The following is a 19645-nucleotide window of genomic DNA, read 5'->3' as shown; positions in this document are numbered from 1 at the left end:
GCTGATCGGATGAGCATTGATAATTGGGGCTGCGGCGAATAGCCTGTTCGGCATGCCGAACAATGATCATGCCCCTTCACTTGATGATCTCCGGGTGTTTCTGGCGGTTGCCGATGCCAACGGCTTCCGCACGGCCGCCAAGCGGCTTGGGCAATCGCCATCCACCGTCAGCGAAACGATCACCCGGCTGGAAGTGCGGCTCGGCGTTCCCCTGTTCAGCCGCACGACGCGCAGCATCATGCTGACCGAAGCCGGGCGCGCGCTTGCCACCCGCACCGCGCCGCTTCTTTCGGAAGCCCGTGCGGCACTCGACGAGGCCTCGAGCTCGCAAAGCACCGTGCGCGGGCGGTTGCGGCTCAACGTGCCGGGCGCCGTGATGTTCGACATCCTGCCTCCCATCATCGACCGCTACATGGCAGCGCATCCGCAGGTGCGCGTCGAACTGGTTGTCGAAGATCGGCTGGTGGACATCACCGCCGCCGATTGCGACGCGGGCATCCGCTATGGCGAGCATCTGCAACAAGACATGATCGCCATTCCGATCGGTCCGCGCCGGCAGCAGGCGGCGCTGGCCGCCGCACCTGCCTATCTCGAACGCCGGGGCACCCCTGAACATCCGAGCGATCTTCTCCAGCACGACTGCATTCGCATCAGGATCAGCGGCGCGGCCGTGGGCGCATGGGAGTTCGAGCACGGCGAAGAAACGCTGCTTGTCGATCCGCCGTCGCGTCTGATCGTCAACACGGCCGGCGCGATGGCTTCGATCGATTTGGCAAGACGCGGCCAGGGTCTCGTTTACACCTTCCGCAACTGGCTCCATCCCCATTTTGCGGATAACACGCTGGTGCCCGTTCTGGAGGACTGGTGGCAGCGCTATGATGGCCCGCGCCTGTATTTCTCGCGCCGCTTCATGCCCGCTCCGCTACGCGCCTTCGTGGATCAGGTGGCGCAGGAGCGATGACGTCCGCTCGACCCTAGAGATCGGCTTCCTTGAACACGGTGACCAGCCAGTCGAGAAACACGCGCAAGCGCGGAGCGAGCTGCCGGTTCTGCGGGTAAAGCGCGAACAAGGGCGTGGGCGATGGCGGGTGATCCGACAGGACCTCCACCAGCCTTCCGCTCGCCAGATCGTCCACGAAGCGATAGCGCGGCGCTTGCACCAGGCCGAACCCCATGCGCGCAAGATCTGCCATCGTGTCGGAATTGTTGACAGAAACGCGGCTCGGCAGGCGGATTTCCCGCAGGGTCTGTCCGGTCATCAATTCGAGCGGCAGCACCTCTCCCGTTCGCGACGACACGAAGCCCACCACCTGATGACCTTGGAGCGCATCCGGGCTGTCCGGCACTCCATGGCGGGCAAGATAGTCCGGGCTCGCAACCGTGACTTCCTCAAGCGTGCCGAGACGACGGCCGATCATGCCGCTGTTGCCGGGTTCGCCGGAGCGGATCACGCAGTCCACCCCCTCCCGCACGAGGTCGACCCGTCGGTCACCCTGACCGAGATGCAAGTCGATCTTCGGATAGCGGTCGAGAAACTCCGGCAAACGCGGCAGCAGGAAGGTGCGCGTCATAAGCACATGCGCATCCACCCGCAGGAGACCGCGCGGCTGGGTATCGCGCAACATGCTTTCTGCTTCATCCAGGTCGCCGAGAATGGAAAGGCAGCGGCGGTAATAATCCTGACCGTCCATGGTCGGCGCCACATGCCGCGTGGTGCGATCGAGCAGGCGCGCACCGAGATGCGCTTCCAGCCCCTTCAAGGCTTCCGTCGCGGTTGAGCGGGGAATGCCGAGATCGGCGGCGGCAGCGGTGAAGCTGCCTCGCTCCACGACGCGAATAAACAGGCGCATGCAATCGAGACGATCCATCCCGCATTGTTCGCCATAGCCGAAAGCTGTTGGCAAGAGGCGGGCGATTATTCGCCGAAAAGAACGGCCTATCTCCACCTCACAAACAAAGGAGATCAAACATGGCCCTTCAACAAAAGCGCGTTGCCATCGTCACCGGCGCATCCAAAGGCATCGGTGCCGCAATCGCCCAACAACTGGCAATGGACGGCTTGGCCGTTGTCGTCAACTATGCCCATGGCCGGGAAGACGCAGAGCATGTCGTGCGCGGTATCGAGCGTGAAGGCGGGCAGGCGATCACCGTTCAGGCAGATCTTGCCGACCGCCTCGGCATTGCTTCGCTGTTCGACCAGGCTGAACAACACTTCGGTGGCGTCGATGTGCTCATCAACAATGCCGGCATGATCAAGCTCGCGCCGCTCGCCGAGTTCAGCGACGAAGATTTCGATCAGCAGATCGCACTCAATCTCGGCGGCGTGTTTCGCGGCATGCGCGAAGGCGCACGACGTGTCCGCGACGGCGGCCGCATCATCAGCTTCTCAAGCAGCGTGGTCGGCCTCTGGCAGCCGGGCTACGGCGTTTATGCCGCCACCAAAGCGGCCGTCGAAGCCATGACGCATGTTCTGGCCAAGGAACTCGGCGCGCGCGGCATCACGGTCAATGCGGTCGCACCCGGCCCGGTAGAAACGCAGCTGTTTCTCAAGGGCAAGAGCGAGGATCAGGTCAACGCCATTGTTGCGATGAACCCGATGAAGCGGCTCGGACAACCGCAGGACATCGCCAATGTTGTGTCGTTCCTGGCCGGCCGGGACAGCGGCTGGATCAACGGCCAGATCATCCGCGCCAATGGCGGCGTGGTCTGAACGGACACCCTTCTTTCAATTACCCTTCACCACACACGCAAAGAAACCAAGCCATGCCCTTCGCCAACATCAAGGTTCCGCAGGCGGCCCTCTCCACCGTCCAGAAGGAAGAGATCATCCACCGGATCACGGACATCTTCGTTGACTACTTCAGCGAAGCCGCCCGACCGCACACGATGGTGCTGATCGAGGAAGTTCCCGATGGCGGCTACGGCCGCGCCGATGAAGTCTTCATCATCCCTGAAGCCTATCGCGCGGCAAACTGATACTGCCGACATCAGCAAAGGACGCGATCACCCATCACGTCGCCTTGCTGTGGCAGGCTCTGAAGAACACGTCAGGCGTATTTGCGCCAATCGTGCTCTTCCTTGAAGCCGAGCACGTCGCGGATCTTGGCGTTCGACAGCGGCGCCTGGAAGCCGGGAATGGGCTTCGTGATCGGTGTGTTCGGCGCCCATTGGCGCAGGAACTCTTCCGTCGGCTGATCCGCCGTGATTGTGTCGTTCACGGCATTGAACACCTGAAAGCCGAGCCCGTCCTTCATCAGGGCCAGATGCACGATCTGGCCGAGATCGCGCGCGTCGATATAGCTCCACGCATTGCGTTTGCGTAATCGCGGGTTCTCCGCATAGGTGCGGAACGGAGCGTATTCGTCCGGTTCGATGACATTGCCGATGCGCAGCGCATAGATGTCGGCGCCGCTGCGATCGGCGAAGGCGCGCGCGGTGTTCTCGTTGCACTGCTTGGACAGGCCATAGGAGTCCATCGGGTCGATCGGATAGTCCTCGTCCAGCGGGAAGCGATGAAAATCCTTGTCGCCCTCGGCAAAGCACACGCCATAGGTCGTTTCCGACGACGCGATGATGATCTTTGGGATGCCGAGCTTCACCGCCGCTTCGATGACGTTGTAGGTCGACATCACATTGTTGCGGAACGTCTCGTTATCGGGCTTCAGCAACACGCGCGGCACGGCTGCGAAATGCACGACGGCATCGACCTTGGCCGGCCCCTTGCCCGTTTCGAACTCGTCCTGACTGAAATGCATCGACAGCGCGTTGAAGACCTGGCCGGACTCCGCCAAATCGACGTCGAGCGTGTTGACGCCTGCATAATCGAGCGGCTGGCGATCGAGGTTCAGGATCTCATGCCCGCCCCGCTCCTTCAGCCACGGAACGACATGACGCCCGGCCTTGCCGGATCCGCCAGTGAAAACAACGCGCATGGAAGGTCCTCCCGGGATGAACTGATCGCCCTAGCGACATAGGGCGATCGCCGAGCGGGCACAGGGCCGCTGCATGGCCGGTCTATTCGGAGGCAGAAGGCGGCGCATCCCACCGCGGATCCGGATCGGCTTCGCGCAAACGATAACCGACGCCGGTTTCGGTCGTGATGTAATGCGGATCGTCCGGGCTTTGCTCGATCTTCTGTCTGAGCTGGCGAACATAGACCCTGAGATACTGCACGTCCGTCGGACCGCCCCAGACTTGCTTCAGGAGATGCTGGTGGGTGATGACCTTGCCGGCATGTTGCACGAGGATGCGCAGGATGTCGTATTCCTTGGGCGACAGCTTCACCTCCTGCCCACTCACCTTGACGATGCGCTTCACCAGATCGACGGACAAGGCGCCGGTCTGGAAGATCGGCCGCTCGCCTTGCTGCTGAAGCCGGTGGCGCAGCGCGACACGGATGCGCGCCGCCAGTTCCTTGATGCCGAAGGGCTTGGGCACATAATCGTCGGCCCCGCATTCCAGCGCCCGCACGATCCCCGCTTCATCGGTGCGGCTGGACAAGATGATGATCGGCAGATCGAGCGGCTGCGCGCGCCAGCGCTCGAGCAGATCGTGGCCCGAAACATCGGGCAGACCGAGGTCGAGCAGGATCAGGTCCGGGCTTTCCTGTTCAACCAGATTAAGGGCCTCCCGCGCATTCGGCGCTTCGATCAGCTGATAGCCTTCAGCCGTCAGACCCACCCGCAGGAGCTTGCGAATGGCCGGTTCGTCGTCGACAACCAGGATCTTGACGGTGGACTGGGTCATTGAAGGGCTTCCGGGACCTGCATGGGCGAAACCGGCATCTGGATAATGAACACGGCGCCGGACCGATCCGGCCGGTTGCCCGCCGTGATCCGCCCGCCCATCGCTTCAACGAAGCCACGGCAAATAGCAAGGCCAAGGCCGGTGCCGGCCCGCACATGATCGGTCTTGCGCACGCGGTGGAAGCTGTCGAACACCCGTTCGAGATCTTCAACCGGAATGCCCGTTCCTTCGTCGATGATCTCCAGCCACACCGAATTGCCGCGATGCACACCGCGAATGAGCACCAGCGATCCTTCCGGCGCATATTTTGCGGCATTGTCCAGGAGGTTGAAGAGCACCTGCTCGAACAAAACGGGATCGAGCTTCACCATCGGCAGATCGGCGGGAAATTCGATGCGCGTGGTGTGTCTGGCGAGGATCTTGTCGGCGCGCCGCAAGGCACTGCCCACGAGATCCCCGACATAATGGGGCGACATCACCGGCTCCATCGCACCGGATTCGATGCGCGTCATATCGAGCAGGTTGGCGATAAAGCGGTTCAAACGCTCGGATTCTTCCACGATCGTGCCAAGCAGATCGGCACGGTCGCTGTCCGACATCGCCTGCGGATAATCCCGCATCGTTCCCGCCGCTCCCATGATACCCGCGAGCGGCGTTTTCAGGTCATGCGAAATGGACGTCAGCAGCGCCGAGCGCAGCTTGTCGGCTTCGGCTGCCATCTGCGCGCGGTCGACATCGGCCACGAGCTGCGTGCGCTCGATGGCCACCGCCGCCTGGTCGGTGAGCGCATCCAGCAAACGCTGTTGTTCCGGCGTCAGAAGCGGCCCCTGCTTGTCGTTGTCGAGCCCCACGACGCCGATCGGCATGCGTCCGGTGCGCAAGGGAAGGTATAGCCGCTTGGCGCCGGGCAGCGTGTCGGCGCCGCGACCTGCCGGGCGATTGTGCTCCCAAGCCCAGCGCGCAGCCGCGATATCGGCATCCACCAGCGTGTCGTCGGGTGGATAGCCCGCGCGCACCGCGATCGTGTCCCCCTCGGGCAGCAGGATCACCACGCGCACCTTCAGCATGGCCGCGATCTGATGCGCGGTCGCCCACAATACGTCATCAAGCGTGCCCGTGCCGGCGAGCTTCTTGGAAAAAAGATACAGGTCTTCGGTGGTACGCGCCCTTTGCCGCGCCGCCTTGGCCTGCCGATGCACGCGCCCGGTCAGATTGCTGGCAATCAGTGCGACGCCGAGAAAGAACACGAAGGCGATCACGCTTTCGGGGTCGCCGATGTCGAGCGTGTAAAGCGGCAGCAGAAAGAAGAAGTTGAAGGCGAGCGCACCCACAACCGAGGCGAACAGCGCCGGCCAAAGCCCCGCCGTCACCGCCGAAGTCAGCACCGCCATGAGAAAAACGAGCGCGATGTTGCGCACATCCAGCACGCGCGCCAACAACGTGCCGACTGCAACCGCAACGCCGACATAAAGGCTGGCAAACAGGTAAGGCAGCACTCGGAAGCGTCGGGGATCGGCGGTCTTGATCGCGCGCGCCGGTGTCGCTTCGCGCTCCTTGCCGGAAATCACGTGAATGCTGAGATCGCCGGCATGGCGGATCAGCTCATGCGACACCGATCCCTCAAACAGTTCGCGCCAGCGCGGCTTGTCCGATTTGCCGATGATGACATGGGAGAAATTGTTGGCCGCGGCATAGCGCAGGATTTCGCGCGTGATGTCCTGACCCGGCAGGGTCACGGCATCGCCGCCAAGCTGTTCGGCAAGCCTGAGCGTGGCGGCCACGCGATCCTTGTCGGCTTCCGACAAGCCGCTCGCATTGGGCGCTTCGACGTAAAGCACCGCCCATGGCGCGCGCAGCCGGTCGGCCTGCCGTTTGGCATAGCGCACCAGCGTCGGCCCGCGCGCTTCTTCGTCCACGCAAACCAGAACGCGCTCGCCCGCATCCCACGGCCCGGCGATGGCATGGGACTGCATGTGCCGCAAAAGCTGGTCGTCGACGCGCTGCGCGGTGCGGCGCAGCGCCAGTTCGCGCAAGGCCGTCAGGTTGCCGGGCGAAAAATAGTTCTCGATGGCGCGTTTGGCCGTGCGGGGAAGATAGACCTTGCCGTCATGCAGCCGCTTGATCAGGTCGTCGGGAGTAACGTCGATGATCTCGATGTCGTCGGCGCGATCGATGATCGAATCCGGCACGGTTTCGCGTACCCGGATGCGCGTGATCTGCGCCACGACATCGTTGAGGCTTTCGACATGCTGGATGTTGAGCGTCGAATACACGTCGATGCCGCGATCGAGCAGTTCCTGAACATCGAGATAGCGCTTGGGGTGGCGGCTGCCGGGCGCGTTCGTGTGGGCCAGTTCGTCAACGAGAACAAGAGCCGGCTGGCGTGCGAGAATGGCATCGAGGTCCATCTCCTCCAGCGCCTGCCCCTTATAGGGCATCGCCATGCGCGGAATGATCTCGAACCCGTCGAGCAGCGCCTGCGTTTCGGCGCGCCCATGGGTTTCAACGACGCCGATTACGACATCGAGGCCGTCACCCTTACGGGCACGGCCTGACATCAACATCTCATAGGTCTTGCCGACGCCGGGTGCTGCGCCGAGAAAGATCTTCAGCCGCCCGCACCCTTCGCGCCTGGCATTTTCCAGAAGCGCATCGGGCGACGGCCGGCCGTTATCGTTGAGATCATCATCCGTCATCGGCGATCGTTCACCTCACCCGCCTGTTCCCCAAGAGAGCCGGCACCTCATGTAGAACAAGATGCCGGCTCCTGTCTTCATTCTGAAGCGTTGGCATCCAGCGCCAGGTTCAGGGCGAGCACATTGACCACCGGCTCACCGATGATCCCGAGCGCCCGCTCCTCGACATGGCTGTCGACGAGCGCGCGGATCGCGGCTTCATCCGTGTTGCGGGCGCGTGCAACACGCGCCACCTGGAAGTATGCGGCTTCCGGCGAGATATGCGGATCAAGACCGCTGCCGGATGCCGTCACCAGATCCATCGGCACGGCCGTGCCGGGGTTTTCCGCCTTCAGCGCTTCCGTGTCGGTTCGAATGCGCTCGATCAGCTTGGGGTTGGTCGGCCCGAGATTGGAGCCGCTCGAGCTTGCCGCATCATAGCCATCGCCGGCAGCCGAAGGCCGGCCATGGAAATAGGTCTCGCCCGTGAATTGCTGTCCGATCAGGGCGGAGCCGACCACCTGGCCATTGCGCTCGATCAAACTGCCATTGGCCTGCGCGGGGAAGATCAGTTGCGCCAGACCGGTCATGCCCAGCGGATAGATCAAACCGGTCAGAACGGTGAAGACGACGATCATCACGATCGCGGGTTTCAGCTGTTTCAGCATGGGTGTTTCCTTAAGCGAGGCCAAGCGCGGTGATGGCGAGATCGATCACCTTGATGCCGACAAAGGGCACGACGATGCCGCCGAGGCCGTAGATGAGGAGGTTGCGGGACAGAAGCGCACCGGCGCCCACCGCACGATATTTGACGCCGCGAAGCGACAACGGGATCAGCGCCACGATGATCAGCGCATTGAAGATGATCGCCGACAGGATGGCGCTTTCGGGTGTCGCCAGTCCCATGATGTTGAGCGCGCCGAGCTGCGGATAAAAGGCCAGGAACATCGCCGGGATGATCGCGAAATATTTGGCGACATCGTTGGCGATCGAGAAGGTGGTCAGCGCACCGCGCGTCATCAGCAACTGCTTGCCGATTTCCACGATCTCGATGAGCTTGGTCGGGTCGGAATCGAGATCCACCATGTTGCCGGCTTCACGCGCGGCCACCGTGCCCGTGTTCATGGCGACACCCACATCGGCCTGCGCCAGGGCTGGCGCATCGTTGGTGCCGTCGCCGCACATGGCGACCAGCTTGCCCTTGGCCTGTTCGTCGCGAATGAGCGCCAGCTTCATTTCCGGCGTCGCCTGAGCCAGGAAATCGTCCACGCCCGCTTCCGCCGCGATCGCCGCTGCCGTCATCGGGTTGTCGCCGGTGATCATCACCGTGCGGATGCCCATCTTGCGCAGTTCCGCAAAACGCTCGCGAATACCGCCCTTCACGATGTCCTTGAGGTAGATCACGCCGAGCAGGCGACCGTCCCGGCTGACCGCCAGCGGCGTGCCGCCTGCCTTGGCGATCTCGTCGGCAATCGCCTGCGTTTCGCGCTCTTCCGCACTGCCGCCGAGCGCCACATTCTTCAGCACGGAATCCACCGCGCCCTTGCGAATGGACGAACCGTCGAAATCGACGCCGCTCATGCGGCTTTGCGCGGTGAAAGGCACGAAAGTGGCATTCAGGCTCGCCATGTCACGAGCACGGATGCCGTACTTTTCCTTGGCGAGTACCACGATGGAGCGGCCTTCCGGCGTTTCATCGGCAAGCGAAGCCAGTTGTGCGGCATCGGCGAGATCGGCTGCTTCAACGCCGCTGATCGGACGAAACTCGGTGGCCTGACGGTTGCCGAGCGTGATCGTTCCGGTCTTGTCGAGCAGAAGCGTGTCGACATCGCCTGCCGCTTCCACGGCACGGCCGGACATGGCCAGCACATTGAAGCGCACCAGCCGGTCCATGCCGGCAATGCCGATGGCCGAAAGCAGTGCGCCGATCGTGGTGGGGATGAGCGTAACGAACAACGCCACCAGCACGATCACCGAAATGCTGCCGCCGGCATAGGCCGCGAAGCTTGGGATCGTCACGACGGCAAAGGTGAACACGAGCGTCATGCCGGCAAGCAGGATGTTGAGCGCGATTTCGTTCGGGGTCTTCTGCCGTTCCGCGCCTTCAACCAGCGAGATCATGCGGTCGATGAAGGTCGAGCCCGCCGCCGCCGTGATCCTGACGCGGATCACATCCGAAAGCACCTGCGTACCGCCGGTCACCGCCGAGCGATCGCCGCCGGATTCGCGGATCACGGGCGCCGATTCACCGGTGATGGCCGCTTCGTTGACCGACGCCACGCCTTCGATCACCTCGCCATCGGATGGAATGATGTCGCCGGCTTCCACCAGAACGACGTCGCCCACCTTGAGGCTGGTGCCGGGCACGGTCTTGAAGTCGCTGCCCGCGCCGCTCGGCAAGAGCTTGGCCTGCGTTTCCGTGCGGGTGCGGCGAAGCGAGTCCGCCTGCGCCTTGCCGCGCCCTTCGGCCACGGCTTCCGCGAAGTTGGCAAACAACACCGTGAACCACAGCCACAGCACGATCTGGAAGGAAAAGCCGAGGCTTTGCGATCCGACGATGAAATCCTTGACGAGAAGAACGGTGGTCAGCGCCGCAACCACGGCAACCACGAACATCACGGGGTTCTTGGCGAGGCTGCGCGGATCGAGCTTGCGCAGGGCGCCTGTTAAGGCAGGCACGAGGATGCGAGCATCCAGAAGGCTCGCGGATTTGGACTGGCTCATGAAAGAGACTCCAGCGGGAATTTCATTGTGAAAACGAGGCGGCAGCGGCGGGTCAGAAGGTCTGACCCGCAATCGTCGCAAGATGTTCGACGATCGGTCCGACTGCTAAAGCCGGGAAGAATTCCAGTCCGCCGAAGATCAGCACCACGCCCACAAGCAGGCCGACAAACAGCGGACCCGTGGTCGGGAACGTGCCGGAAGACGCAGGCACCGCCTTCTTGGCCACCAGCGATCCGGCCATCGCCATCACCGGAACGATCATCGCGAAGCGTCCGATCAGCATCGCGAGGCCGAGCGTGATGTTGTACCAGGGCGTGTTCGCTGACAGGCCGCCCAGCGCCGAACCGTTGTTGGCGGCGGCCGACACATAGGCATAAAGCACTTCGCTGAAGCCGCGCGGACCGGGGTTCGCCATCGACGACACGCCCGTTTCCAGAACAACCGCGATCGCCGTGAAGCCGAGCATCACCAAGGGCAGGATGAGGAGCGCGAGCATCGCCATCTTGACCTCCTTCGCCTCGATCTTCTTGCCGATATATTCGGGCGTTCGGCCCACCATCAGGCCAGCCACGAAGATCGACACGACCACGAACAGGAGCATGCCGTAGAGACCTGCGCCCACGCCGCCGATGACGATTTCGCCCAGCATCATGTTGATCATCGGGATCATGCTGCCGAGTGCGGTGAAGCTGTCATGCATGGCGATCACCGCGCCGCAGGATGCAGCCGTCGTGATCACGGCGAACAGGGCCGACAAGGCGATGCCGAAGCGCGCTTCCTTGCCTTCCAAATTGCCGCCTTCGAGACCGAGCGCCTGCACGATCGGATTGCCGGCAGCTTCGGCCCAGTAACAAACCGCGACGCCGGCGATGAACAAGACGCCCATGGCCGCGAAGATCGCCCAGCCCTGACGCTCGTTGCCGACCATGCGGCCGAAGACGTTGGTCAGCGCGCCGCCGATCGAGAAGATCGCGATCATATGGATGAGGTTGGTGATGGCCGACGGGTTCTCGAACGGATGTGCGGCATTAACGTTGAAGAAGCCGCCGCCGTTGGTGCCGAGATGCTTGATCATCATCTGCGAGGCGACCGGCCCCTGCGCGATCACCTGCTGCGCGCCTTCCAGCGTCGTGGCCGTCGTATAGGCGTTGAGGTTTTGCGGAACGCCCTGCCACACCAGAACGATCGTGCCGATCACGCAGATCGGCAGAAGGATGTAGAGAACGGTACGGGTCAGATCGACCCAGAAATTGCCGAGCGTCTGCATCGACTTGCGCGAGAAGGCGCGGATCAGGGCGACCGCAATGGCGATGCCGCTCGCTGCGGACACAAAGTTCTGCACCGTCATCCCAGCCATCTGCGTCAGGTACGACAGCGAGCTTTCGCCGCCATAAGCCTGCCAGTTGGTGTTGGTGACGAAACTCACCGCCGTGTTGAAGGCAAGGTCGGGCGCGACCGACGGCATGTCGGCGGGATTGAAGGGCAGCCCACCCTGGAAACGCTGCAGCAGATAAAGCACAGCGATGCCGGCCAGGCTGAAGAACAGCAGCGCGGCCGTATAGGTCTTCCAATGCTGTTCTTCCCCTTCACTCGTTCCGGCCAGGCGGTAAACGCCGCGCTCGAGCGGGCGGAACACGAACGAGAGCAGGGTTCGCTCGCCGTTGAAGACGCGCGTCATGTACCCGCCGAGCGGTTTCACGAGCGCAATGATGATCCCGCAATAAAGCAGGATCTGGATCCAACCATTGATGGTCATTGTATCGCTTTCAAAGAAAAGAATGCGCTGGGGATCAGAACCGTTCGGGGCGAACGAGCGCGTAGGTCAGGTAAACGAAGATGAACAGGGCGACGCCTGCGCCGAGGATGGTGTCGAACAACATCGCTTTTCCTTAAAGCTTGCTGCAGGTCTGGATGTAGGCAAACGACGCCGCGAAGAACGCGACGGCCAATCCGATCATGACGAAATCCATGTCCCACTCCTGATCGCCGGCACATCCCGAAGACAGGACGCGGCTCGGCATCGCCGCGCCGGTTTGGTCCACGCGCAGCGGGTTGATGATGAGGACACTATCGGCTCGAACCGCATAGGCGTTCGAGACCGGAGCGCAGGCGAAGACATAGGATTTTCATATATGGACGATCGGCCCATAGACCGTTTCAGTCCCATGATCCGGCAGCGGATGGCGCGGGAACCCCGAAGCAGACGATCGACGGCGAAGGCTGCAATAGAGTTTCCGTCACGGAAACAATAGAGTTTCGCCCCGCCACCCCCAAGGCGCGAGACCTGCTTAGTGTCTTCCGGCAGTTCCGGAAACGATCCGATCAGTAACGCGATCCCCCGTGAACCACGACCAAAGAACAGCTTGCTTGCCCGCGCTTGATCCAGATCATGTCGCAACGCGTTTTCCCGTGCTTTGGCACGATATATGTTGCAAGCTTCTAATGAAGCGCTTAACCGCAAGAGCCTTGAAACCGCTTCAACAATCACGACTGCCGACACAACTTGGCCAGGTGAGCTGCAGCCGCCTCCCGGTTTGTCAGAGATGGGCGAGAGCACACGAATGGCAATCAACGAGGCTGCGACAAGCAAGCTCCCCTTCTGGAAGCGTACCCCCGTTGTGGGGCTGGTGCTTTGGCTGATCGTGGTTCCGGCGGCGCTTGCTGCCTTGGGCGCGTGGCAGATCCAGCGCTCCGCCACCGTGCTTGCAAATACCGAAATTCTGGCAAACGAGCTGCCGCAAACCCTCGAAAAGGTTCGCGACATCGCGGCCAATGAACCGATGGCCATGCTGCAGTTTGGCGCTGGCAACGACATGCGCTCCATGCCGGCGACGATGGCGCTCGCCCAGATCGAGAATGCCGTCGCCTCCATTAATACGGATCTGCAGGTCGCCAGGGTGCGCGCGCCTATGGCCTGGGGAACGGTGATCGGCAGCTTGCTCAGCCTTGTGGCCGCCTTGTTGGGGCTGATCGCCGCCACCGTTGCCGGTTTGCGCGCCAAGCGGTCGCGCGACCAGTTGATCCTCAGCTTCGAGCGTCTGCGTGTCATCCTGCCTTTCCTGCTTGCAGCCGTGATCGCCGGCTTCAGCGTGGCGATTTTCTGCGGCACGCTGTTCGAGTCGCTCAGCCTCTGGTTTTGGGAGCGTGTATCCGGCAACGGGATCAAGCTGGTTGTCGGGTCAGTGGTTCTGGCTTGTATCGCCATTTACGGCGCCTTCACCGCCGTTCTTGGCCTGCGGCAAGTGTTTTCCTTGTTCACGCCGGAGCCGATGGAGGTCCAGGCCCGCATCGTCACGGAAACGGAGGCACCCGGCCTTTGGCGCTTCGTGCGCGAACTCGGCCGTCGACAGGACGCGCTTGTGCCCGACACGATCATCGTCGGCCTCACTGATGGCTTTTATGTCACCGAAGCGCCCGTGCATGTGATGCCCGAGGATCGGCTGCTGAGTGGGCGAACCCTTCACCTTCCCGCGCCGCATCTGGAACTGCTGGATACATCCGAGGTCGCCGCGATCGTTGGCCACGAGCTGGCGCATTTCACGGGCGACGACACAAGCTACAGCACACGCTTTGCCCCGATCTATGCAGGGCTTTGGCGAGCGCTCAATGCGCTGCAGCTTGCCAAGGGCGGTGGCTTGGTGGTGGAGCCGGCGCTTCGGCTCGGCTTCCATGCAGCGGGTCGCCTTGATGTCGCAGTCGCGCATTGGAGCCGGTTGCGCGAGTTCGAGGCAGACAAGAAAGGCAGCCTGGTCAGCGGTCCCAAGGGTGCCGCTTCGGCACTGATCCGCACCAGCATCACGACCCCAGCCGTTCATTTCAGCTTGAACAATGCATTCGAGCGGCCGGAAGCCAGCGACGCCAATCTGGTTGCCGCAATGGCCGAGCTTGTTCGCCAAAAGGGCCTGCCTGATCCGGCCGAGCATCTGGAAGACCGCCAGCCGCACCCAACCGACAGCCATCCACCAACCAGCCAGCGCATCGCGGCTCTTGGTGTGACCCTCGACGACACACTCCTCGCTCGGGCGACCCGGATGCCTGACGGCGACCAGCCGTCCTTCGGCAAGAAGGGTTTTCGCGATTGGGAAGCCTTCTGCGCCACGCTCGGTGCCGACTTCCTCGGTGAAGCCCGCCAATTCCAGACGCAGTATCAACAGGACCTTGAAACGGCGGCGGCTGCCGTCGTCGAGGATGAGGTGATCATCTACGACAACACCAAGGGCATGATCGTCGTGATGGCGATCTCCGCCGCGCTGTTTGTCGGGGTCGCCGTGGCGGTCTTCGTCATGGCGAGCCAGATTTATTTGGGCGATGCACGAATTCTGGTTGCCGGCTTCGCATTCCTGATCGGCCTCGCCTTCGCGTTCTACGCCTACAAACTATCGCGCCGGTTCGATGCACCGTTGATGGTACTGACACGCGACACCCTCATCTCGCCTCGCCTCGATGCGCCGATCGCATGGACTGATGTTGCGACCTACGGCGTTTATGCCGTGCAACGTTTCTCCCTGGTGCTCGTCCTGCACCCAAACGCGCCACTGCCCAAAACCCGCCGCTGGTCGCTTTATACGAAGGTCAAACGCAAGAAACGAACGGTGACGCTCGACGCTTTCGGCATTCGCGGCATGAAGCCCGGCGACTTCTCCGATCTTGTTGGCCGCTACCTTCAGGCCGCTTATGCCCGCCGTGAACTGGAAGCCAAATCGATCGAAGCCGCTTGAGGCCTAATCAGGCGCTGGCCTTCCACAAGCGAGAGCCGGGTGTGTGGACAAGAGCCGGGTGAGGTGAGGAAACGAAGATGCTGATGAACCTGCTTCGCGCGACCCTTGTTGTTGCCGTGACCCTCCTGGCCAACCAGTCCTTGGCGCAAGATGCCGACACGGAGGATCGGCTGGGCGTGCCGGGTCCGATTCAGTTCCAGAACACAGCGTTTGCCCTCGCCTGGTCATCGAAGCCCACGAACAACACCTACAAGCAGGAATATGTCCCGGCAGGCCAGAGCGTCGAAAGTTTCGAGGACATGTTCCTCGTTGAAGCCGTCACCGGCTCCCTGACGCCGGCCGAAGCGGCAACGGCGCAGATCGACTTTCTCAAGCAGCGCAAAGCCACCGATCCCGTCGTGAACTACGCGATCCTGCACAACGAGAAGACCGGCAACATCGTGCTGGATTTCGTGCTCAGCGATCTTCAGGCCGATCCGGTGATCGTTGAATGGAATGCCTATCGCTACGCCCCGCTGAAGAACGACGGCGGCGTCGCCCTCTATGGCATGAGCCGCCGTGCCTATGGCGAGGCCGATGCCAAGGCCATGCTGCGCGGCCTGAAGGCCATTCGCGATGCCGATCTCGAACCGCTCGCTCTATTCGACGTGCCCGTCATCAGCGTGGAGGACTGAGCGGCAACCGCTCAGCCCATAAGCCTCAAGCCTGCGTCGCCGCCTGCTTGATCTTCTCGCGGCTCAGCGGCAGGTCGAAGATGCGCTTGCCGATCGCATGCGTAATCGCATTGGCCAAGGCCGAACCGCCTGGACCCTGGCTGCACTCGCCGGCTCCCAGAAACGGCGTGCCGGGCCGCGGGATCACTTCGACATCGATCTTCGACGGCAAGGCATCGAAGCGCATGATCGGATAGGTCGACCAATCCACGCTGGTGATGCGCGTGTCGTTGAAGGTCACGCCTTCATAAAGCGTCCAGCTCGCCGCCTGCACGATGCCGCCCTGCACCTGGTTGGCAATGCCGTCCGGGTTGACGATCTCGCCGGCATCGGCCGCGCTGGATGCGCGCAGAATACGCACGCGTCCGGTTTCCGGCTCGACCTTCACTTCCATCGCCACCGCGCAATAAGCGGCGAGGTTCTTGTAGCGGGCAAAGGCGAACCCATAGCCGTGGTTCTGAGGCGCCACCTGCCCTGCCTTCCAGCCGAACATCTCCGCCGTTTTCCTCACGACGTCGCGCGCACGCTCGTCCTGAAGATGGCGCAGCCGGTACTCGACCGAATCGACCTTGGCCGCAGCGGCCAGATCGTCCATCGTGTTTTCGATCGAAAACACGTTCATGTAAGCGCCGAGCCCGCGCAAAGCGGATACGCGCAGCGGCATTTCCTTCAGGAAGTGCCACACGACATGCCGGCTCGGAAAGGCATAAAGCGGGTTGGAATTGCGGTCGCCGTTGCCTTCCGGCGTGATCTTGAGTTCCGGCGTCTGAAGCTCGAACCCATTTTCAATGTAGCGCGCCGGCAGAAGGTTGCCCGCCGGACCCGGACGCGTGTTGTGGCTGTTGCTCCAGACCTCATAGGTCCAGTCCACCACATTTCCCTCGGCATCCGTGCTGGCGCGAACCTTCGTGACCATGCCCGGCGAATACGGCTCCCAGGCATGTTCCTGTTCGCGCATCAACTGCAGGCGAACCGGACGTCCGGGCAGTGCCTGCGCCAGCAGTGCCGCATCGGCTGCGGCATCGTCGGCGGCGTTGTGACCGTAACAGCCCGAGCCTTCCGCATGGATCACGCGCACCTGCTCGATCGGCACGCGCAGCATTTCAGCGATCGCCTTCTGGTCGGGATAAACACCCTGCGTATGCGACCACACCGTCGTCACACCGTCGTTCAACACACCCAGCGCGCAGGACGGACCGATCGATCCGTGCATCTGGTAGGGCTTGGTGAACATCGCCTCATGGGTTGCGGCCGCATTCACCACCCTGCGGTCGTCGGCCACGATCCCGTCTTCCTGCGGCAGCGCCATCAGCTTTTGCGGCAGATCGTCCATGCCGGGCAGGGTCGGGCTTTCCGTCCACTGCGCCAGAGTGGAAAGGGTCCGCATCGCCTTGATCGCGACCCATTCCTTTTCGGCCAGAACGCCCAGGAAGCTGCCGTTCTTCACGACCTTCAACACGCCGGGCATAGCCTCAACCGAGCTCGTATCGATGCCGCGCAGCTGCGCGCCGGGGCTCGGCGGACGCACCACGCGCCCATGCACCATTCCGTCCGGCCGCATGTCCTGCACGTAAGCCGGCGCACCGGTGACCTTGCCGGGAATGTCGATGCGCTGTTGCGGCGTGCCCATCACGGTGAACGCGTCGGTCGGCGTCAGCTTGGATGTCGGCTGCGCCTGCACCTGGATCAGCTCGGCCGCGATCAGCTCGCCATAGGTCGCGCGCTGGCCATCCGGCGCGATCACCGCACCGTTTTCGGCCTTGAGCGTATCCGCCGCCAGGTTGAAGCGTCCGGCCGCCTGCGCGATCAGGATTTCGCGCACCTGCGCCGCCGCATTGCGGATCGCCGTGCCGCTGTCCTGAACCGAGTGACTGCCGGCCGTGTAACCTTCGTTCGGGCTCAGGCTCGTATCGGGACCGATCAGCTTCAGTTCCGCGAACGGCACCTTCAGCTCTTCCGCCGCGATCTGCAGAACCGCCGTCTTGATCCCCTGCCCGAGCTCGGACTTGCCGGTGAACACGGTGGCGCTGCCATCAGCGTCGATGCGGATCCAGGAATCCAGCTGCGGATTGGTTTTCAGGCTACCGGGCAGATCGGGTGCGGCCTGTTCCACCTGCTCGAAATTCTGCGCCTCGCTGCCTTGCACGGTGGTCTGTGCGGAAGCCGGGCGAAGCGAAAAGGCGAGAACCAGCGATCCCGTGCCAAGCAGAACCGAACGGCGCGAAACGTCGGGAAGGGTCGGACCTTTCATCAGCCTGCCCTTTCCTGATTGCTTGCCGCCGGTTTGTTCGACGCGGTCTGCATCTGCGAAGCGGCGCGTTTGATCGCGGCCAGAATGCGCATATGCGTGCCGCAGCGGCAAAGATTGGGCTCCATATGCGCCACGATCTCTTCGTCGGAGGCGCCGGGATTGCGCTGCAACAGCGCCTGCGCGCGCATCATCATGCCCGGAATGCAATAGCCGCACTGCGCGGCCTGTTCCTCGATAAAGGCTGCCTGCATCGGACCGGGGCTTTCGATCGTGCCCAGGCCTTCAACCGTGGTGATCTCGCGCCCTTCGAGCAGCATCACCGGCGTCACGCAGGAAAACACCGCCTCGCCATCCACCAGCACCGTGCAGGATCCGCATTGGCCAAGGCCGCAGCCATATTTGGCGCCATGCAGCTGAAGCTCGTCGCGCAGGACGTAGAGCAAAGGCGTGTCTCCATCCGCCTCGACCTCCCGCGATTGGCCGTTCACCGTCAAAGCTACCATGATGTTTCCCGCTTTGTTGGATTGGCTGGAGCGGAGCCGCCGCTGCTCGACAGCGATTGCAGATCCGTGTGTTTCTCGCCTGCCCGAACCTGTTGCACGAGGTCCTGGATGTTGTCCCAGGCCGGCTTGTCGCTGAAGGTCGCGCGGATATAGGCCAGCAGATCGGCCGTTTCCGCATCGTCCAGAACACCGGCAAAGCCCGGCATGATCGGCCCGCGCTCGCCTTCGGGCGCCGGCAACCCATAGAGAATGACGTTGATCGGGTTGAGCGGCGTCGGCCCATAGGTCGCGGTGCTCAGGGCGAGCGGCAGACCGCCGTAAGGCACGGGACGCCCGGCATCATGGCAGGATGAACAGGCCGCAGCATAGATCTTGGCGCCGCGATCTTCGCTTCCCACCTCGCCCGGCACGGTCTGTCCACCGGCTGCCTGAACCTGGATCCCTGGCGGATGCCGCGTCGCCTGTTCGCGCACCTGATCCGCCCGCGCCTGGCGTTCCGCCGTCGGCTGGCCCATCACGGAAGTCACATAGGTGGCGATTGCCCGCGCATCGTCTTCCGGCACGGCTTTCATGTTGGCCGTCACCGGCGCCATCGGGCCGCGCGCCACGCCGTGATGCTCTTCCCAGCCATTGGCGAGGTAATGCGTCATCGCATCAACCGACCACGGCACGGGTGCCGGCGAGGCCGCGTTCAGCGCATAGGCCGTCCAGCCTTCCTGCTCGGCGCCGGCAAACAGCTCGTCCTTCTTTTCCGCGCCCAGCATGTTGCGCGGCGTATGACACGCCCCGCAATGGCCGAGACCGTCGGCCAGGTAATGACCGCGATTCCATTCGTCGCTCTGCGCGGTATCCGTTTGGTATTCGCCTTCACGGAAGAACAGCAGCTTCCAGCCGGCCACCATCATGCGGATGTTGAGCGGGAACGGCAGCTCGTTGGCAGGCGCTTTCGCCTCAACCGGCTTGCGCGTCATCAGGTAAGCGTAAAGCGCCTGATTGTCCTTGTCGGTCACCTTGGTGAAGTGGTCGAACGGGAAAGCCGGATAAAGATGCCGTCCTTCGCGATCCACACCGGAGCGCATGGAGCGGTTGAAGGCTGCTTCCGACCAGCGGCCGATACCGGTTTCCGGATCGGGCGTGATGTTGGTGGAGTAGATCGTCCCGAACGGCGTCTTCAGCGGCAGACCGCCGGCAAAGACCTCGCCGCCCTCCTTCGTGTGGCAGACATTGCAGTTGCCGACCGCAGCAAGCGCTGCGCCACGCTGAACCAGCTGGGGATCGAAGCTTGCAACCGCCGGAGGCTCGGCGGCCGGGATTT

General features: G+C 62.8%; 17 protein-coding genes. 5 read left to right on the top strand and 12 right to left on the bottom strand.

Features of this window, described 5'->3' with window-relative positions; all coding sequences use genetic code 11:
* Nucleotides 1-52 precede the first annotated feature (52 nt).
* Nucleotides 53-961: a LysR family transcriptional regulator gene (locus JYU29_RS14820; RefSeq protein WP_213985630.1), complete on the top strand. Its 909-nt coding sequence runs from the start codon at nucleotides 53-55 to the stop codon at nucleotides 959-961.
* Between the two features lie 13 nt (nucleotides 962-974).
* On the opposite strand, the gene JYU29_RS14815 is transcribed toward JYU29_RS14820, so the two are convergent.
* On the bottom strand, nucleotides 975-1868 hold the full coding sequence (locus tag JYU29_RS14815; RefSeq protein WP_213985629.1) for a LysR family transcriptional regulator: 894 nt from the start codon (nucleotides 1866-1868) through the stop codon (nucleotides 975-977).
* 101 nt (nucleotides 1869-1969) lie between these two features.
* Here JYU29_RS14815 and JYU29_RS14810 point away from each other — a divergent pair, with 101 nt between their 5' ends.
* Together JYU29_RS14810 and JYU29_RS14805 are read left to right on the top strand one after the other, a co-directional pair.
* Nucleotides 1970-2710 (top strand): SDR family oxidoreductase, encoded by a 741-nt coding sequence (locus JYU29_RS14810; protein WP_213985628.1) that lies wholly within the window; start codon nucleotides 1970-1972, stop codon nucleotides 2708-2710.
* 53 nt (nucleotides 2711-2763) lie between these two features.
* Nucleotides 2764-2976 (top strand): tautomerase family protein, encoded by a 213-nt coding sequence (locus JYU29_RS14805; protein ID WP_213985627.1) that lies wholly within the window; start codon nucleotides 2764-2766, stop codon nucleotides 2974-2976.
* A gap of 71 nt (nucleotides 2977-3047) precedes the next feature.
* On the opposite strand, the gene JYU29_RS14800 is transcribed toward JYU29_RS14805, so the two are convergent.
* From JYU29_RS14800 to JYU29_RS18430, 8 genes are all read right to left on the bottom strand, one after another.
* Nucleotides 3048-3932 carry an NAD-dependent epimerase/dehydratase family protein gene (locus JYU29_RS14800; protein ID WP_213985626.1) on the bottom strand — a complete coding sequence of 295 codons (885 nt, stop codon included), beginning with the start codon at nucleotides 3930-3932 and terminating at the stop codon, nucleotides 3048-3050.
* A gap of 82 nt (nucleotides 3933-4014) precedes the next feature.
* Entirely contained in the window at nucleotides 4015-4746 is a 732-nt protein-coding gene (locus tag JYU29_RS14795) for a response regulator transcription factor (protein WP_213985625.1), read from the bottom strand.
* Nucleotides 4743-7442 carry a sensor histidine kinase gene (locus JYU29_RS14790; RefSeq protein ID WP_213985624.1) on the bottom strand — a complete coding sequence of 900 codons (2700 nt, stop codon included), beginning with the start codon at nucleotides 7440-7442 and terminating at the stop codon, nucleotides 4743-4745. Before JYU29_RS14790 ends, JYU29_RS14795 begins: the two co-directional genes overlap by 4 nt.
* 77 nt (nucleotides 7443-7519) lie before the next feature.
* Entirely contained in the window at nucleotides 7520-8089 is a 570-nt protein-coding gene (gene kdpC, locus JYU29_RS14785; protein ID WP_213985623.1) for a potassium-transporting ATPase subunit KdpC, read from the bottom strand.
* Nucleotides 8090-8099: 10 nt separating this feature from the next.
* Nucleotides 8100-10145, bottom strand: a complete 2046-nt coding sequence (gene kdpB / locus JYU29_RS14780) for a potassium-transporting ATPase subunit KdpB (RefSeq protein ID WP_213985622.1) — start codon at nucleotides 10143-10145, stop codon at nucleotides 8100-8102.
* Nucleotides 10146-10197: 52 nt separating this feature from the next.
* The gene (gene kdpA / locus JYU29_RS14775) at nucleotides 10198-11901 is read right to left on the bottom strand and encodes a potassium-transporting ATPase subunit KdpA (protein ID WP_213985621.1); all 1704 of its coding nucleotides are present in this window, start codon (nucleotides 11899-11901) and stop codon (nucleotides 10198-10200) included.
* Between the two features lie 34 nt (nucleotides 11902-11935).
* Nucleotides 11936-12025 (bottom strand): potassium-transporting ATPase subunit F, encoded by a 90-nt coding sequence (locus tag JYU29_RS14770; RefSeq protein ID WP_213985620.1) that lies wholly within the window; start codon nucleotides 12023-12025, stop codon nucleotides 11936-11938.
* Nucleotides 12026-12034: 9 nt separating this feature from the next.
* On the bottom strand, nucleotides 12035-12166 hold the full coding sequence (locus JYU29_RS18430) for a hypothetical protein (protein WP_284144932.1): 132 nt from the start codon (nucleotides 12164-12166) through the stop codon (nucleotides 12035-12037).
* A 540-nt stretch (nucleotides 12167-12706) separates the two neighbouring features.
* Here JYU29_RS18430 and JYU29_RS14765 point away from each other — a divergent pair.
* Both JYU29_RS14765 and JYU29_RS14760 read left to right on the top strand, forming a co-directional pair.
* Nucleotides 12707-14863, top strand: coding sequence for a M48 family metallopeptidase (locus JYU29_RS14765; RefSeq protein ID WP_213985619.1), 2157 nt, complete (start codon nucleotides 12707-12709; stop codon nucleotides 14861-14863).
* 83 nt (nucleotides 14864-14946) lie between these two features.
* Nucleotides 14947-15537, top strand: coding sequence for a hypothetical protein (locus JYU29_RS14760; protein ID WP_213985618.1), 591 nt, complete (start codon nucleotides 14947-14949; stop codon nucleotides 15535-15537).
* Nucleotides 15538-15562: 25 nt separating this feature from the next.
* Here the strand turns inward: JYU29_RS14760 and JYU29_RS14755 are convergent, their stop codons facing one another.
* The 3 genes from JYU29_RS14755 to JYU29_RS14745 all read right to left on the bottom strand — a co-directional run.
* The gene (locus tag JYU29_RS14755; protein WP_213985617.1) at nucleotides 15563-17827 is read right to left on the bottom strand and encodes a xanthine dehydrogenase family protein molybdopterin-binding subunit; all 2265 of its coding nucleotides are present in this window, start codon (nucleotides 17825-17827) and stop codon (nucleotides 15563-15565) included.
* Complete coding sequence (locus JYU29_RS14750; protein WP_213985616.1) at nucleotides 17827-18330, bottom strand: (2Fe-2S)-binding protein; 504 nt, start codon at nucleotides 18328-18330, stop codon at nucleotides 17827-17829. The genes JYU29_RS14755 and JYU29_RS14750 overlap by 1 nt, the downstream gene beginning before the upstream one ends.
* Nucleotides 18324-19645: cytochrome c (locus tag JYU29_RS14745; RefSeq protein WP_213985615.1), on the bottom strand; the 1322-nt coding region annotated here is incomplete at its 5' end. The genes JYU29_RS14745 and JYU29_RS14750, both read right to left, overlap by 7 nt.

The sequence above is a fragment of the Tianweitania aestuarii genome, from assembly GCF_018457165.1.
In the GTDB taxonomy this organism is placed as follows: Bacteria; Pseudomonadota; Alphaproteobacteria; order Rhizobiales; family Rhizobiaceae; genus Tianweitania; species Tianweitania aestuarii.
This window is presented reverse-complemented; position numbering and strand designations above follow the sequence as displayed.